At 37.5% G+C, this 15,567-nt stretch carries 17 protein-coding genes and 1 riboswitch; of the genes, 4 read left to right on the forward strand and 13 right to left on the reverse strand.

All coding sequences use genetic code 11. The features are described from left to right. Nucleotides 1–109: 109 nt before the first annotated feature. A complete protein-coding gene (locus tag ACFOUV_RS13605; protein ID WP_379497333.1) occupies nucleotides 110–928 on the reverse strand; it encodes a squalene/phytoene synthase family protein in 819 nt (272 codons plus the stop codon). Nucleotides 929–1,153: 225 nt separating this feature from the next. Here ACFOUV_RS13605 and ACFOUV_RS13610 point away from each other — a divergent pair, with 225 nt between their 5' ends. Continuing rightward, a complete protein-coding gene (locus ACFOUV_RS13610) occupies nucleotides 1,154–2,341 on the forward strand; it encodes an MFS transporter (RefSeq protein ID WP_379497334.1) in 1,188 nt (395 codons plus the stop codon). A 17-nt stretch (nucleotides 2,342–2,358) separates the two neighbouring features. On the opposite strand, the gene ACFOUV_RS13615 is transcribed toward ACFOUV_RS13610, so the two are convergent. The 3 genes from ACFOUV_RS13615 to ACFOUV_RS13625 form a co-directional block, all read right to left on the reverse strand. Further along, complete coding sequence (locus tag ACFOUV_RS13615) at nucleotides 2,359–3,021, reverse strand: hypothetical protein (RefSeq protein WP_379497335.1); 663 nt, start codon at nucleotides 3,019–3,021, stop codon at nucleotides 2,359–2,361. 104 nt (nucleotides 3,022–3,125) lie between these two features. After that, a complete protein-coding gene (locus tag ACFOUV_RS13620; protein ID WP_379497336.1) occupies nucleotides 3,126–4,121 on the reverse strand; it encodes a D-cysteine desulfhydrase in 996 nt (331 codons plus the stop codon). A gap of 189 nt (nucleotides 4,122–4,310) precedes the next feature. Further along, entirely contained in the window at nucleotides 4,311–4,472 is a 162-nt protein-coding gene (locus tag ACFOUV_RS13625; protein WP_379497337.1) for a hypothetical protein, read from the reverse strand. Nucleotides 4,473–4,667: 195 nt separating this feature from the next. Between ACFOUV_RS13625 and ACFOUV_RS13630 the strand changes: the two genes are divergently transcribed. From ACFOUV_RS13630 to thrB, 3 genes are read left to right on the forward strand one after another with little or no spacing between them, the layout of a single operon-like run. After that, nucleotides 4,668–5,969: a homoserine dehydrogenase gene (locus ACFOUV_RS13630; protein ID WP_379497338.1), complete on the forward strand. Its 1,302-nt coding sequence runs from the start codon at nucleotides 4,668–4,670 to the stop codon at nucleotides 5,967–5,969. Continuing rightward, nucleotides 5,966–7,027, forward strand: coding sequence for a threonine synthase (gene thrC, locus ACFOUV_RS13635; protein WP_379497339.1), 1,062 nt, complete (start codon nucleotides 5,966–5,968; stop codon nucleotides 7,025–7,027). The genes ACFOUV_RS13630 and thrC overlap by 4 nt, the downstream gene beginning before the upstream one ends. After that, a complete protein-coding gene (gene thrB, locus ACFOUV_RS13640) occupies nucleotides 7,024–7,908 on the forward strand; it encodes a homoserine kinase (protein WP_379497340.1) in 885 nt (294 codons plus the stop codon). The genes thrC and thrB overlap by 4 nt, the downstream gene beginning before the upstream one ends. Nucleotides 7,909–8,057: 149 nt before the next feature. Here thrB and argF read toward each other — a convergent pair whose 3' ends face one another. The 9 genes from argF to ACFOUV_RS13685 form a co-directional block, all read right to left on the reverse strand. Further along, nucleotides 8,058–9,023, reverse strand: a complete 966-nt coding sequence (gene argF / locus ACFOUV_RS13645) for an ornithine carbamoyltransferase (RefSeq protein WP_379497341.1) — start codon at nucleotides 9,021–9,023, stop codon at nucleotides 8,058–8,060. Nucleotides 9,024–9,518: 495 nt separating this feature from the next. Continuing rightward, a complete protein-coding gene (locus ACFOUV_RS13650; protein WP_379497415.1) occupies nucleotides 9,519–10,715 on the reverse strand; it encodes a class I SAM-dependent rRNA methyltransferase in 1,197 nt (398 codons plus the stop codon). Nucleotides 10,716–10,777: 62 nt separating this feature from the next. Then, nucleotides 10,778–11,344, reverse strand: a complete 567-nt coding sequence (locus ACFOUV_RS13655) for a GNAT family N-acetyltransferase (protein WP_379497342.1) — start codon at nucleotides 11,342–11,344, stop codon at nucleotides 10,778–10,780. A gap of 152 nt (nucleotides 11,345–11,496) precedes the next feature. After that, nucleotides 11,497–11,790, reverse strand: a complete 294-nt coding sequence (locus tag ACFOUV_RS13660; RefSeq protein WP_379497343.1) for a DUF3219 family protein — start codon at nucleotides 11,788–11,790, stop codon at nucleotides 11,497–11,499. A 75-nt stretch (nucleotides 11,791–11,865) separates the two neighbouring features. Then, nucleotides 11,866–12,348, reverse strand: a complete 483-nt coding sequence (locus ACFOUV_RS13665) for an acyl-CoA thioesterase (protein ID WP_379497344.1) — start codon at nucleotides 12,346–12,348, stop codon at nucleotides 11,866–11,868. A 140-nt stretch (nucleotides 12,349–12,488) separates the two neighbouring features. Then, nucleotides 12,489–12,669, reverse strand: a riboswitch (cobalamin riboswitch). Between the two features lie 55 nt (nucleotides 12,670–12,724). Further along, nucleotides 12,725–13,402 (reverse strand): hypothetical protein, encoded by a 678-nt coding sequence (locus ACFOUV_RS13670; protein ID WP_379497345.1) that lies wholly within the window; start codon nucleotides 13,400–13,402, stop codon nucleotides 12,725–12,727. Next, nucleotides 13,399–14,145: a hypothetical protein gene (locus ACFOUV_RS13675; RefSeq protein ID WP_379497346.1), complete on the reverse strand. Its 747-nt coding sequence runs from the start codon at nucleotides 14,143–14,145 to the stop codon at nucleotides 13,399–13,401. The genes ACFOUV_RS13670 and ACFOUV_RS13675 overlap by 4 nt, the downstream gene beginning before the upstream one ends. Then, nucleotides 14,129–15,019 (reverse strand): ATP-binding cassette domain-containing protein, encoded by an 891-nt coding sequence (locus tag ACFOUV_RS13680; RefSeq protein ID WP_379497347.1) that lies wholly within the window; start codon nucleotides 15,017–15,019, stop codon nucleotides 14,129–14,131. The genes ACFOUV_RS13675 and ACFOUV_RS13680 overlap by 17 nt, the downstream gene beginning before the upstream one ends. Continuing rightward, nucleotides 15,016–15,402, reverse strand: coding sequence for a GntR family transcriptional regulator (locus tag ACFOUV_RS13685; RefSeq protein ID WP_379497348.1), 387 nt, complete (start codon nucleotides 15,400–15,402; stop codon nucleotides 15,016–15,018). The genes ACFOUV_RS13680 and ACFOUV_RS13685 overlap by 4 nt, the downstream gene beginning before the upstream one ends. Nucleotides 15,403–15,567 lie beyond the last annotated feature (165 nt).

A 15,567-nucleotide genomic window follows, 5' to 3' on the forward strand; every position in this document is an offset into this window, starting at 1 on the left:
CTTATTTTTGTTTGATATAATACGCAGAAAAAACTTGTTGAAGGTTTTAATTTTATGAAAATTAATCAAAAAATAATACACGCCTATTCCTAGACGTGTATTTTTGTATTTATTCCTTTATTATTTGATCAACTGTAGTTTCAACTTCTACTCTGGATATCTTTTCTTTACCGCTCTTTAAAGCCTTTAGTGTCCGATTCGCCAATTCATAAGGGATCTTACAAAATAAAAGAATATTTTTGGTTTCAATCTGCTTCATATATTGGTCTGCTTTGTTTAAATTATCCTCTGCATACACAAACATATCATCCCTGGTCCAGCCGTCGGGGAAAAAGCGTACGCCACGTTCTGCGTCTTCATCCTTATTCCTGAGAATATTAACTGCCTGTAAGCCTCTTCCGTAACCAATAGCTAAATCACGATCGGTTTCAGTTCCATCATACCATCTCCAAATATCTGACAGCATAACACCAACAAGACCTGCCACATAATATGTATATTCATCCAAATCTTCCTTGGTTTTGACGACCCAATCCTTTTTGACCCATTTCGCCATACCTTCTGCCATTTCACTGGTTGACTCTTTAACTTTATCAACGATTCCATCCGGGCAGAATTCTAGCCAGTCGCTAAGACGTACCGTAACTTCAGGCAATAATGACTGATAAGGTTTTATAAGCTCTTTATATGCATTTGAATCAAAGTCAGTCTTTAATAAGTTACTTGTTCCCTGCAGTAATTGTTGCTTTACTTCCGAATCCAATTGTTCATGATCTTCAATTTCATCTATTGCTCTCATGCAAAGATAAGCAGACCCTATTGTCTTTTTTAACGTAGAATTCAATAACTTAATAGGTATATAAAACGTTCTGCTCGTAAGTTTCAATACATGCATTGCTTCTTTTTCCAATTTAGCTTGACTACTCAACGAATTTCTCCTCCTTTGGACATTCACGAGGTAATTTAAGTATAACAAAAACGCACACCTTTTTCCCGTTTGGTCCCTTTTAGTGCCTGTCACTCCCCGAAATTTGTCGAAATATATTGGTTTATTATTTACAATATATCTATAATTGCTGTTTTCGCTTGCTAGCGGAATGCATTTAGGTCTAATATTGAATTGTTGTATTTTTTCAAGAAAGGCGTATGAATAATGGATAAACGAGTATATTTATTAACGATTGTCTCCTTTGTAGTTGGGATGGTCGAATTGATCATAGGTGGTATATTAGATTTAGTTGCAATTGACTTGAATGTCAGCATCGGACAGGCAGGGTTATTGATTACGATTTTTTCTCTTGTATTTGCTGTAGCTTCCCCGATTTTATTATTCCTTACTTCTAAATTGGAAAGAAAAAATTTGACTATATTTACACTGTTTATTTTCTTACTAAGTAATATCTTAGCAGTGTTCAGCCCCGTATACAGTGTACTGTTCTTAAGCAGAATTATTTCAGCAGCAAGTGCATCGCTACTAATTGTATTATGCGTCACAATGGCTTCCACTATTGTAGAACCAAAATATCGAGGACGTGCAATTGGAATCGTAAATATGGGCGTGAGTGGTTCGCTTGTCCTTGGTATTCCATTTGGACTGATGCTCGGTAATGCATTTGGATGGCGCGCACCATTTATCTTGATTTCAATTTTAACATTGTTCTCTATTGCAGGAGTATACTTTTTCATGAAAAAAATTACTCCTGAGCAGGTGGCTGTCTCCTTTGGCGATCAAATGCGTACCTTAAAGAATAGCAAGGTACTGTATGCGCATGCAACAACCTTTCTAGTGTTGGCAGGACACACGACACTATATGCCTATTTAACTCCATTTGTAAAAGACACAATGGGACTTGATGGTGTATGGGTGAGTGTCGTCTATTTAGTATTTGGCGTAGCAGCGGTCAGCGGTGGAGCGATTGGTGGTTCATTTTCAGATTACTTTGGCTCCAAACCTACAATACTTTCTGTCATTATTCTATTTATTGTAGCTATATTGGCAGTCCCGTTCTCTACATTTTCCGTCCCATTTTTCTTTATTGTTATGGTTGTATGGGGCACAATGAGTTGGGCTATTACACCTCCGATGCAGAGCTATTTGATTGAATCATCACCCGGCAATTCCGATATTTTAATCAGCCTGAATAATTCATCATTGCATTTAGGTGTCGCAGTCGGCTCATTCGTAGGTAGTATTGTCGTTGATCATGCCGGAATCGAAAATAACGCGATTATAGGGGGAATCATTATCTCACTAGGTCTCCTTACAGCCATCCGATCCATTCGGGTGCCTGTCACTCCCCGAAATTTGTCGAAAGGTATAAAGAGCAAAACCACTGATTAATAGTGGTTTTGCTCTTTTTATCTAGAAGATTTCTTATCTTGAAAGGACTTGGTTGCAATAAGTGATGTCATTAAAATTAGCTCGAATAAATTTGTTGCCGCTCCACTTTCGATTGGAATAGGAATAAAACTCCCACCAATCATAATGGCTGACCCAATAAAAAACCAAATCCACTTCTGTCTCCACCAAACAATAATGGAAGCAATAAGCAATATAACACTAATAATCAATACCATCATTGGCGGACCGTTCGAAGGTTCAACGTTTTCATAGCTTAAAAGGCCATAATCTGATGTTGCTTTCAGTGATATTCCAACAACTTCGGTAATCAGTTCTATGATAACCAGTCCAATAGTAATGAGAATAGTAACATACATAGCCCCTTTGGACTTTACTGACTTCATATTTGCACGCTTCACTGTATTCCAAGAGAAAATAACTAATAAAGGTGTAAAAAATGCATGAAGCCAATACCTCGCTAAATTTAATGCTTCCAAAATATTACCTTCTCCTATAAATCGGCCCAAAGCAAGTATTCCATTATCATAAATAAGACCAACTACGACGAACAACACGATATTCGCACTGCTCGACCAACCATATTTCGCAGCAAGTTTAATTCCCCAAATCAGTAATGCAATATAAAGGAAAGTAAATATAGCAAACAGGAAAAGGTCCATATGTCCAACCATCCTTTCATATTACTATGGGTGCCTGTCACTCCCCGATTTTTGTCGATAAAAAAGGGGGGTACCCGAATATATATCCCCCAACCTTTCTAGATCTATTTAAATAAATCGGTATTCGCATACAAAGCTGGTGAACCACCGGAATGTACGAATAGTATATTATCCTCTTTTCTAAAATAGCCTTGTTTAATTAAATCTATAAGTCCAGCAGCTGCTTTTCCTGTGTATACCGGGTCAAGCAAAACACCTTCTTCTCTAGCAAATACTTGAACTGCCTCAACCATTTCAGGTGTTGGTAACGCATAGCCTGGACCCACATACTCATCAAAGCACAATATAGCCTCATCAGGAATCGTATTGGAGATCCCTATATGACCCGCAGTATCCTTGACAAGTTGGGAAACTTTCTCTTCCTGTTCAGATTTCCCTCTACTTACATTGATACCAATGACAGGAATTCCGGTCTGATTGCCGTAAAGTCCTGCAATTAATCCCGCATGCATCCCACCACTGCCACTGACACATACTACTGCATCTATTTTCAGTCCTTGTTCAAATGATTGAGTCATTATTTCCTGGGCACAAGCTGCATACCCCGTAGCTCCTACAACATTCGATCCCCCAACAGGAATCACATATGGTTTACGTCCTTGTTCGGTTAACTGATTGGCTTTTCTTTGCATTTCTGCCATGAGGTCTACACCATTTGGAACGACGATAACATTTTCTGCACCAAGCAAGTGATACAAGAAAAAGTTACCGTTGAAATCAGGGTCTTCTACATTGGATATCCCTTCTTCTAGCACTAGAATACACTTCATATTCTCCTTAATCGCAGCTGCGAGCGTCAAACGACAATGGTTTGATTGAATTCCTCCTGCTGTAATCAACGTATCTGCACCTTTATCCAAAGCATCCGCAACAAGGAATTCTAATTTTCTTGTTTTATTCCCGCCGGCTGCAAGTCCAAGTAAATCATCTCGTTTCAGATATATGGATGGCCCTTCAAGACCTTCTGAAAGACGACTCAACTTTTCTATTGGTGTATAACTAGATGTGTACTTCCTTCTTGGGAATTTTGCTAAGTTCATATTAATCTCCTCCTGATAAATCATAGAAAAAAGACTTTCTACTTGGACATAACTCCTAAAATCAGTCATGCACTGTCAAATGAAATTTCTGTCTCCTCCATTATAATAACAAGTAAACCTATTTAAACGAATAAATATGACCTTTCCATAACGTATTACGTACAATACGTCCTGAAATGGCCAGTCAATTTAACGATATTTGTCATTTTTTCTTAATATAATAATACTAATTAATCCAGCAACAAGACCAATTGTTCCGCCAACCTCCATACTTCCGAAAAGAAGTCCAATCGTGAACCCCAGGCCCAAACAAGTAATAAATATCGCTCCAGACACTACTTCACCCATCATGTATCCCTCCCAATTTTGGGTTATATACTTAGTTTATTGATTAAAAACGATATTGGTTCATCATGCTCCCTTTTAATGAAAACGTTTCAAACGAATTATTCAAAAATTCACTATTGCCATACTATGCTTTTCATGTTTAAATGGATTAAATATACTATTTGATGTTTTAATGAGAAAGTTATATGAGGTGATTATATGGAAAATAAAGTATCTGTAGGACTATTAGGTTTAGGTGTTGTTGGTTCGGGAGTAATTAAACTAATTGAAAACCATCAGGAAAAACTTGCACATCAGCTTGGCTGCAGTGTACAGGTCAAAAGCGTCTTAGTTAGGGACCTGGAAAAGAATCGTGATGTGAATACAAACGAAATCGTACTCACAACCAATCCAGACGATGTTTTAAATGATCCAGAGATTGATATTGTAGTAGAAGTAATGGGTGGAATTGATGAAGCTAAACAACATATTTTAAAAGCCTTTTCCGCAAAAAAACATGTTGTATCTGCCAATAAAGACCTTGTTGCATTGCATGGACCGGAACTTCAAGATGCTGCCAACAGAAATAAATGTGACTTTTATTATGAAGCAAGTGTCGCAGGCGGTATACCTATCTTAAGGGGTATTGTAGATGGTCTCTCATCAGATCATATTCAAAAGTTGATGGGAATTGTAAATGGTACAACAAATTACATATTAACGCAGATGGATAGCGAAGGCGTAAGCTATGAGGATGCATTGAAAGAAGCACAAGAGCTCGGATTTGCTGAATCAGATCCTTCTTCTGATGTAGATGGTCTGGATGCCGCAAGAAAAATGGCTATTTTAGGGAGACTTGCCTTTTCCACTGCTGTCGATCTTGAAGATGTAGAAGTTACTGGTATTAGAGGTATTGAATTAGAAGATTTACAGTATGGAGACAAATTAGGATATACAATGAAACTAATTGGTTATGCAAATTTTGATAATCATGAGCTTGAAGTTAATGTTCAGCCAACACTTCTCTCTAAAAGTCACCCCCTTGCATCTGTAAAAAATGAATTTAATGCTGTATATGTATATGGGGAAGCTGTCGGTGAAACGATGTTTTACGGTCCTGGAGCCGGGAGTCTGCCAACCGCAACCGCAATCGTATCCGATGTTATTTCCGCCATTAAAAATTTGCGTTTAGGTGTAACAGGAAATCAATTCATCGAACCACACTTTAAAAAAGAATTGAAAACTCCGGATAAACGCCGTGGACAATATTATGTTAGACTATATGCAAAAGATGAAGCGGGAGTATTCTCAACGATTTCCACTCTCTTCCATGAGCGAGAAATCAGTTTTAAGCGAATCCTTCAGACTCCTGACAAAAAGCATGAGCTAGCAGAGATTATCTTTATAACACATGAAACATCACTGGAGAATTTCCGTAACGCTCTTGAGAAGCTTAAGGATTTGGATGTTGTTCTGGAAGTTAAAAGCTATTACAAAGTTGAAGGAGATGCTGTTACATGAGTTGGCAAGGGCTTCTAAGTCATTACAAAGATTATTTACCTGTCACAGAAAATACACCTGATCTTACTTTAATGGAAGGAAATACACCATTAATCCATTTCCCTAATTTATCCAAAGAATTAGGTATAGAATTATATGGAAAAGTAGAAGGAGCTAACCCAACTGGGTCGTTTAAAGATAGAGGAATGGTCGTTGCAGTTGCAAAAGCGATTGAAGAGGGTAGTAAATCAGTAATTTGTGCGTCGACTGGTAATACTTCTGCCGCAGCCGCTGCTTATGCTGCAAGATCTGGAATTCGGGCAATCATCGTTATTCCAAAAGGAAAAGTCGCCCTTGGAAAACTGGCTCAAGCTGTCATGTATGGTGCCGAAATTGTTGAAATTGACGGAAACTTTGATGAAGCATTGAAAATGGTACGAAGAGTTAGCGAAAATACACCTGTAGCATTAGTTAATTCTGTTAATCCATACCGTCTAGAAGGACAAAAAACAGCTGCATTTGAAGTTTGTGATCAATTAGGGTCAGCTCCTGATATTCTTGCCATCCCTGTTGGTAACGCTGGTAATATTAGTGCTTACTGGAAAGGGTTTAAAGAATATAACGAACACAAACAAACTGGCCTTCCAAAAATGTTTGGGTTTGAAGCAGAAGGTGCTGCAGCGATTGTTCAAGATAAAGTAATCGCTAATCCAGAAACGGTTGCCACCGCAATCCGAATCGGAAATCCAGCAAGCTGGAATTTAGCAGTTCAGGCAAGAGAAGAATCAAATGGAATGATCGGTTCTGTTACAGATGAGGAAATCTTAAATGCCTTCAAATTGTTACCAAGCAAAGAAGGAATATTTGCAGAACCTGGCTCATGTGCATCCATTGCAGGGGTTATCCAGCAATGTGCTAATGGAACAATTAAAAAGGGATCGAAAGTAGTTGCCGTATTGACCGGAAATGGCCTAAAAGATCCACAAACAGCAATTGATCAGATGGACATAAAACCAGTATCTCTCCCAAACGATGAAGAAGCTGTAACGAGTTTTATCGAAGAGATGATAAAGAAATGAAGTCATTCAAAATTTCTGTTCCAGCAAGCTCGGCTAATATCGGACCAGGATTCGATTCCATGGGCTTAGCTGTAAATCTTTACTTAACATTGGAAGTGACAGAGTCTGAAGAATGGGAATTCTATTCCCATTCTTCTCCTTCCAACAGAACTAATTATAAAGAACATTTTATTTATAAAATAGCGAAGCAAACTGCTGAACGCCACCACAAGCAACTTACTCCATGTAAAGTAGTAGAAACGAGCGATATTCCTTTGGCTCGTGGGCTTGGAAGCAGTGCATCTGCAATCATTGCAGGAATTGAATTAGCTAATCAAGTCTGCGATCTTTCATTAACCTCTGAAGCGAAACTACGTTATGGTACAGAAATAGAAGGACACCCCGATAATATTGCTCCAGCATTATATGGCGGTCTCGTCATTTCAATCGTAACCGAAGATGAAATTGATTGGATTCAAATGCCAACATTAGATGTTGATGTAATCTTATATATTCCGAATGTCGAGTTAAAGACAGATGAAGCAAGAAATGTGTTACCAGATAGTTATTCGAGAAACGATGCAACAAGTGCTAGCGGTATTAGCAATATTGTCGTTGCTTCTCTTTTATCGGGAAACTATAAACTTGCAGGAAAAATGATGGAACGAGATATTTTCCATGAACCATATCGTGCAAATCTCATTCCTAACTTTAATAAAATAAGGAATGAGTCCAAAAAATATGGCGTTTACGGAACTGTGATTAGTGGGGCGGGTCCTACAATGCTATCTTTCGCACCTAAGGGAAGCGGGCAATCCGTAGTGGAGCAAATGCAAGATCTACTAGGAAATTATCAAGTGAAGTTATTGGAGATGGATGTCCAAGGTCTGACTGTAAAATAGACTAACCGTATGAAAGATTAATAGTACGAATAATGGAAACGACTTACTTAGCCAACCATAGCTCACATAAACGTACGAAATGTATACACATCGAAAAGGCCATAATCTTGTAGATTATGGCCTTTTCGATAATCTCTTTTTTCTAATCGCTATCCCATCAAAGCGGTCATCAATGCTTTCTGAGCATGCAAGCGATTTTCCGCTTGTTGGAAGACAACAGAATGCTTCCCATCAATCACTTCAGCTGATACTTCTTCACCCCGATGTGCTGGTAAACAGTGCATAAAGGTTACGTCACTCTTAGCCTCAGCCAATAATGCCTCATTGACCTGGTAACCATCAAAGTCAAATTCCCTTTTCATCTGTTCCTCTTCCTGCCCCATGCTTGCCCATACATCGGTATAAATAACATCCGCATCCTTAACTGCAATAGACGGGTCTTTCTCTATCTTAATCTTAGCATCATGTTCGTTGGCTAATTCAATTGCCTTTTCGGTAACCACCGAATCTGGCTGATACCCTTCAGGCGCAGAAACTACAAGCTCCATTCCCATAATCGCAGCTCCAATCATCAGTGAATGTGCCATATTATTTCCGTCTCCAATATAAACGACTTTCATGCCTTTTAGCTTACCTTTTATTTCTTTAATTGTTTGCAAATCTGCAAGTACCTGACATGGATGATACAAATCTGTTAACCCATTAATGACAGGGATATTCGCATACGCAGCAAGCTCTTCAACTGTATCTTGAGAAAAAGTCCGAATCATGATACCGTCCAAATAACCAGACAGAACTTGTGCAGTATCTGAAATCGGCTCCCCTCTACCAATCTGAATATCTTTTGAACTTAAAAAGATCCCCAGCCCACCTAGTTGATAAATTCCAGCTTCAAAGGATACACGTGTTCTTGTCGAAGATTTTTCAAAAATCATCCCTAATGTTTTTCCTTTAAGCGGCTCAAATGCGACCCCCTCTTGTTTTTGTTTTTTTATATAATCAGCCAAATCAAGTAAATAATTGATTTCATTCTGGCTATAATCTGCAAGTGTTAAAAAGTCTCGCCCTTTTAGTTCTTGTTGCTGAAAATTAATTTCCTTCCCTTTTGTGATCATATGAACGCTCCCTTAATAATTGTTTGTATGAATTATTATGCAACAAAAAGAATAAATATACAATGGTTTTTGTGCTTTTTATTAAAATAATCTTTAGCTCTTTTCTAATGATCGGGACTGCGGTTATTCGTCCTACCGAAAGGCATTGTTGTTTCAGGCACAAAATCTATAATCTATGAAGTAATTTTAGGTTTATTTCCAGGATTTGTGCTTTTGCCGCCGTCCGGGATCGCTTCGGGCGGATGCTTTCCGCGGGCATAGGTGAGACACTGAAATGCGCTAGCATGAAGGGGCTCACCAGCCGCCCGCGAACCGCAAGTATATTTCCCAGAGCGGTCGACGAAGTTACTTATCCTAGTTCGCATTTCATCTCAACTGGGAGTTTTATAAAACAACAACTGTGCGAAAATATCCTAATCTTTTTTTAACAGATGGAAACTGTCTTTTACCATCTAAAAAACCCGATAAGAATTTTGAATCAAATCGGGTTTTTCATTAATTTACTTTTTGCACAATAACTACCTTCAAGTAATTTCCTTGATTAAAATTCCGATCCACCTGAAAATCAGCTGGCAGCGAAAATTCCTCTAAAATTTTGTATTTCATACTCATATCTTTAAAACCTTTCTCAATAAAACCTTTAAATTTCTTCATTCCAAACGATGCATTGTTTGTAGATGCGATGATGATACCGTCCTTCTCAAGAATCGCCAGTGTATCTTTTATCAATCCTGGATAATTTTTAGATGTACTGAACGTGTGCTTTTTTGAACGTGCAAAGCTTGGTGGGTCTAACACAACCAAATCGAATTTCAATTCTTTCCGTTTCGCATATTTGAAATAATCAAAAACATCCATGACTTTGATGTCCTGCTGCTCGAAGTCAATTCCATTGACACTGAATTGTTCGATTGTTTTACTTTTACTGCGTTTGGCAAGATCAACACTTGTCGTTTTGGTTGCCCCACCTAGCGCAGCAGCAACAGAGAATGCTCCCGTATAGGAGAAAGTGTTCAGCACATGTTTACCTTTTGCATACTTATCTCGAAGTGCTTGGCGTACTTCTCGCTGATCGAGAAAAATACCTACCATTGCTCCGTCGTTTAAATAAACGGCATAATTCATGCCATTTTCTTTAATAAGTAGTGGGAATTCACCACGCTCACCCTTTACAAAATCATCGTCATCTATATATTGCCCTTTCGTATCAAAGCGTTTTTTCTCATATATAGCCTTGTAATCACCAAGTTCATCTAAGACACTTATAACCTTCTCCTTAAAAGAAAAAATCCCTTGGCTATACCAACTGATTAAATAATAACCATTAAAATAATCAATTGTCAGTCCGCCAATACCATCACCTTCTCCATTAAAAAGACGAAATGCAGTTGTATTTTCATCTTTATAATACGATTGACGTTTATTAATTGCTGTCAAAATTTTATTTTTAAAAAAGACGGAATCGATTTTCTCCCCCTCATTAAAAGAAAGTACCCATCCAATTCCTTTATTTTGATTTCCATAATATCCTTTGCCAAGAAAGTTACCATTATCATCCACAAGATGGACAAGGGTACCTTCCAACGACAATGACTCGTTATTCACAACTGCATCCTTATTAATCAATGGAAATTTATTTTTATAGTGACCGATAAAATCCGGTTTTACCTTTAATTCAATTATTTGTGTCATCATTTCATCCAATCCTATTTTTTTGTCATTATCGCATGTTAAGGACCAAAGGGAAAGCAGGTCTATCTTTTACTAATTTTCGCGTAAATACAAGTGTCCCTTAGCTCACTTTCATCTGCAGACATATCGTCATTAATTAAAATTCCTTCCAAATTAAATTCTAACCTTTCTGCCACAGCGCGACTTTTTCTATTTTTGGCATCACAGCGAATTTCGATACGATTTGCTCGCAGTTTCTTAAAAGCAAAATCGGTCAAACCAGCAACAGCCTCCGTAACATAACCATTTCCCGTATAGCGGCTATCTGCCCAGTAACCTATTTCAAACTTTCTCACATTCCAATCGATTCGATGAAGGCCCGAAGAAACAATAAATTCACCCGTTTCTTTTAAGAATACATGAAACCTCAAATCTTCCCTTGATAGAAATTTGATATAAGCCTGACGAATATTAATTTCTGTTTCCTCTTCGCTTGGTACGTTCCTGGCGAATGGCATCCATGGTCTCAACTCATTAATAGATGCCTTAATTGCTTGATTTGCTGCTTTCCCATCTCCGGATTTGGGAGCCCTAATCAACAATCGCTCTGTCTCAAATTCTTGTGGAAAATCAATTAGAAACGGATTCATATGTAACAACCTCTCTTAGAAATTTCATTATTATTTATTTCTCTATTCAGATGGAGATTCCTTCTCTAAATAAAAGGGTAATCGGATCATTGTGTAGTGAATTTTATGGTATATACCAAAAAACCCATGAAAAAGACCGTCACAGGTGTATCTTAGGATTTCTCCAACAATTCCAATTTAAAATCGCCAACTGCCCCTGCTTCATACAAATTAGTAATAGAGGTGGAGTAACGGTGAATAACAGCTGGGAATTCAAGGCTTTTAGCAGGCATCTTTACCATGAAGTCATTTTTATACAGCAACGTGGTGATGTCATGATAACCCTCTGCGGTTACTTTAAAATCAAATCTTACTTTCTTTAATTCCCTTCCATCTCTTTCCACTGTTTCTTCTTGAAAGTTTATAGCATCAATCGTTACGTCGTTAATCACAACTTTTTCATTCATGTTAATCCCTCCAACCATTTAGTATAAATACTAACCGTTTTCAGTAAAATTGTTTAGTCGGACAACTCCTAGCCATTAAATCTGTTTCTGCCTATAAGCATTACGTCGTAGGCGATTCTCTTTTCTCGCCGGTGCCGATGAATATAACTCCTTCTCCAATTCACTCTCCGCGAATACCCCAGGGACCGGAACAGGTTTTCCATTTTCATTTACTGCAACCATGGTAAGAAATGATTCTGTCGTTAATTTCTTTTCATTTCTTATTAAGTCATGGGCGCTTACTTTGACATGGACTTCCATGGAGCTTGTCCCCGTAAATGTAACATAAGCCTCCAAGGACAATGAATCTCCAACTTTTGCGGAAGATAGAAAATCAACTGAATCAATGGAAGCTGTTACAACAGCACTATTAGCATGTTTCATGGCAGTTAAAGCGGCAATTTCATCAATATAGGCAAGAACTTTCCCACCAAAAATCGTATTTAAATGATTGGTATCAGGTGGCATAACTAATCGTGTTTGAATTGTTTTGGTCTCGCTAATAGCTATCTTATCCATTCTGCATCTTCTCCTTCATCAAATAAAAAAACACCTTCTTTTACGAAAGATGTCTGTGAATGACACTAATCATTATCATTGCAAAAAAATGCACAGAAATTAGATTAGTTCATGCACCCTCCTATCTCCCGTAGGATTTAAATGCTACTTTTTTTATGGCAGGTCTTCTGGCTCAGAATCAGCAAACCCATTGCCTTCCCATTATTAAAACAGGGAATTCGATGGATTCTCCTCTTTCACAGTGGCGGGACCGCGCTGGATTTTCACCAGCTTCCCCTATTCAACTTTGTATACAAAGTCACCATAAAGCGAAATATTTATTTCATTTAGTATAACATAATATATTAAATGCTCATTGTCTCGAACGCTCCCCCAATCACTTTACATATTCTATCCAAACATCCGAGTCACTACTGATTTCTATGTTTTCAGGAACTTTCAGATACAATAACTGTTCACTTATTTCAACATCGTCCCACCAGTCATCTTTCAGTTGGCCAGTGAACTGTTTCACAGGAAATTCTTTTGCATAAGTGGAAAACTCAAGATACATACTTTCAGGAGTTTCCACCATTAGATTTCCAGAAAAAAATTCTACATTTACAGGTTGAAGAGATTCCGTAATTTTTGTATTCATTATATATACCGGTGTTTGGTAAAAGCTTGCTTCTATACTATCTGTATTTCCTGACCTTTCTACAGCAATTTGAATACTATGATCTATGTTCCCTTGATAACCTATATGAATAGATTCCTGATTAGATGGAAATTCCCACTCCTTATCCAAATATTGCCGAATCGATTCAATTGGTATCCCATCATAGATTACCCCTTGTAACTTTGCTGTATGAATATCTTCCGGCTCCCCTTCTGAATCCTCCTGAGGAACAGGAATTAAATAGTAAACTCCAACGGAAAGCAATAAAAGTAATACGTATCCTCCCAGCAGCCAATAGCCCTTTTTGGCAAACCTTTGTCTATTCAACCATCTTAGTGAGTAAATAATAACTGTTGCAATAATCAATAAAATGATGAAAGGCATGAACATATTCATTTCCTAACCTCCAATCTATTTGAAAGCAAGATTGATCCTACAAAGCAAAGAATCGAGGTCATCATTACTTTTAATACAAAAAGTAAAAAACTAGTTTCCTGGAAATAGAATTCTGCTATTTTAAAAATATAGCCTGACTGCTCTTGTGTAACGATTAAAAAACCTATTATAGCAATTGGCAATATGACAGGAAGCATTCGATGTAACTGTGTGATGGTCCCAAGTAAATACCCAACAGAGCAAGCAAGGATTAAATAGAATACCATAGCTGCCATCCCCGAAATAACTTCTATCGGTTGATAGATAAATCCCTCTCCATGAAGGTGCTCTGTATCGATAAAGAAGTATACAATCACACGCAGCAAAAACCCGGATAATATGGTAGTAATTCCACCAATAATACTTGCTGTTAATAAAAATGCTGCATTTGACAGGTTATTGCTTAAACGATTGGAAACAAAAGTAAATCCATTTTGCAAATCCGCTTTTGTCGTCATAATAATGCTATGAATAAATGCCCAAAGAAACGTAAAAATAACGATATTAATCCCAGAATATATAGTGATATCAATACTAAAACCCGTCGAGCTATAACCACTGGATCCCGATCCGGTTAATGAAAAGAGCATCGCCAAGCATTGTAACACTATCAGTGAACTGAAAACTCCAACGTAGGCTTTCATTTTATACTGATACTGCCTTTTCACTACCGTAGCTAAACCCATCCTATTTAAAGACATCATCTATTCCCCCTTTCGATTTATTGGTCAGATACACGCATAAATCACTAGCAGAAACGGGTGAAAGAGTCATACCTAATTGTTTCGCCTTATCTAGCTGGAAGAAATCATTTTTTATGACACAATAAGTTGTGTCTACCCCTACTGTTCTTGTGTGGATTACCTCTTTATTTGCTGCCCACTGCATGACTATTTCCGTTCTTCCCGTCAAACCAATTGCATATTCTTTCAATTCATCCATGGAAAGGTGAAAATATTTTTTACCTTGATCAATTAGCAGCACATCTTCAAGTAAATCCTCAATCTCTTCTAAGTGATGACTAGAAATAATGATTGTTCTTGGATGTGCAAGATAGTCTTTCAGCAGTGCCCTGTAAAAATCCTTCCTGACTGCAGCATCCATTCCAGTAGTCGGTTCATCAAACATTGTAATTGCACAACGTGATGCCAAGCCGATAATCATGTTGAATGTGCTCTTTTTCCCTTTGGATAACTGTGTATGAAAGTAGTTTGGATGAAAGGAAAAATAATCAAAGAGACGCATTGCTAACTTTTTATCCCAGTTTTCATAAAATCTTTCTGCTTCAATTAAAATATCTTTTAATGTCAGCCTCGCGAAAAAATCCATTTGATCATCCACATAGATGACATTTGCCGAGACTATTAAATTATTAAATGGTTTTTCTTTAAATACGCTAACCTCACCAGATGTTTCATTCCAATAACCAGCAAGTATCTTTAAAAGCGTAGTCTTGCCTGCCCCATTTCTACCGATTAAGCCGGTAATCGTATTTTCCTTAATCGAAAAGGACAAATCATGTAAAGCTTTAAGTCGCCCTCGTTTTTTTGATAACCCCTCACATGCAATAACGTTCATTCCGCATCCCCCTTGCGTTCGTTCTGAATAGCCTGAAGCATTTTAATTAACTCTTCTTCCCCAACGGTTAACCTTTCTGCCTCCAATGCCACTTCCTTTAGCAAACCCTTTAGTGTCTGATTTTTCCGTTTATCCATAATGATTGCTTTTGCATCTTTGGTTACAAACTTCCCAAGTCCTCGTTTGCTATAAAGAATTTTTTCATCAGAAAGTATATTTAATCCCTTTGCAGCTGTTGCAGGATTAATCGTAAATATCTCTGCAAGCTTATATTGGGAATAAACTTTTTCATCTTCTTTAAGGTTTTCATTTAATATTTCTGTTTCGATCCATTCTGCAATTTGTATATATATTGGTTTTGACCCATTGGAATTAAGAATCAAGTCTGCAACTCCCTTCACGCGAGTTAGTGCATTACTCGTGTAATGTAGTATACTGCTATTATTTGAAAAATACAATAGGTTAATATAAAAAAAGATGTCTAAGTCAGACATCTTTTTTTATGCGTAATAAAATTGGTAATGTTATTTTCAGCGTTTCTTTAAATT

It is taken from the genome of Oceanobacillus longus, assembly GCF_042650085.1.
In the GTDB taxonomy this organism is placed as follows: Bacteria; Bacillota; Bacilli; order Bacillales; family Amphibacillaceae; genus Oceanobacillus; species Oceanobacillus longus.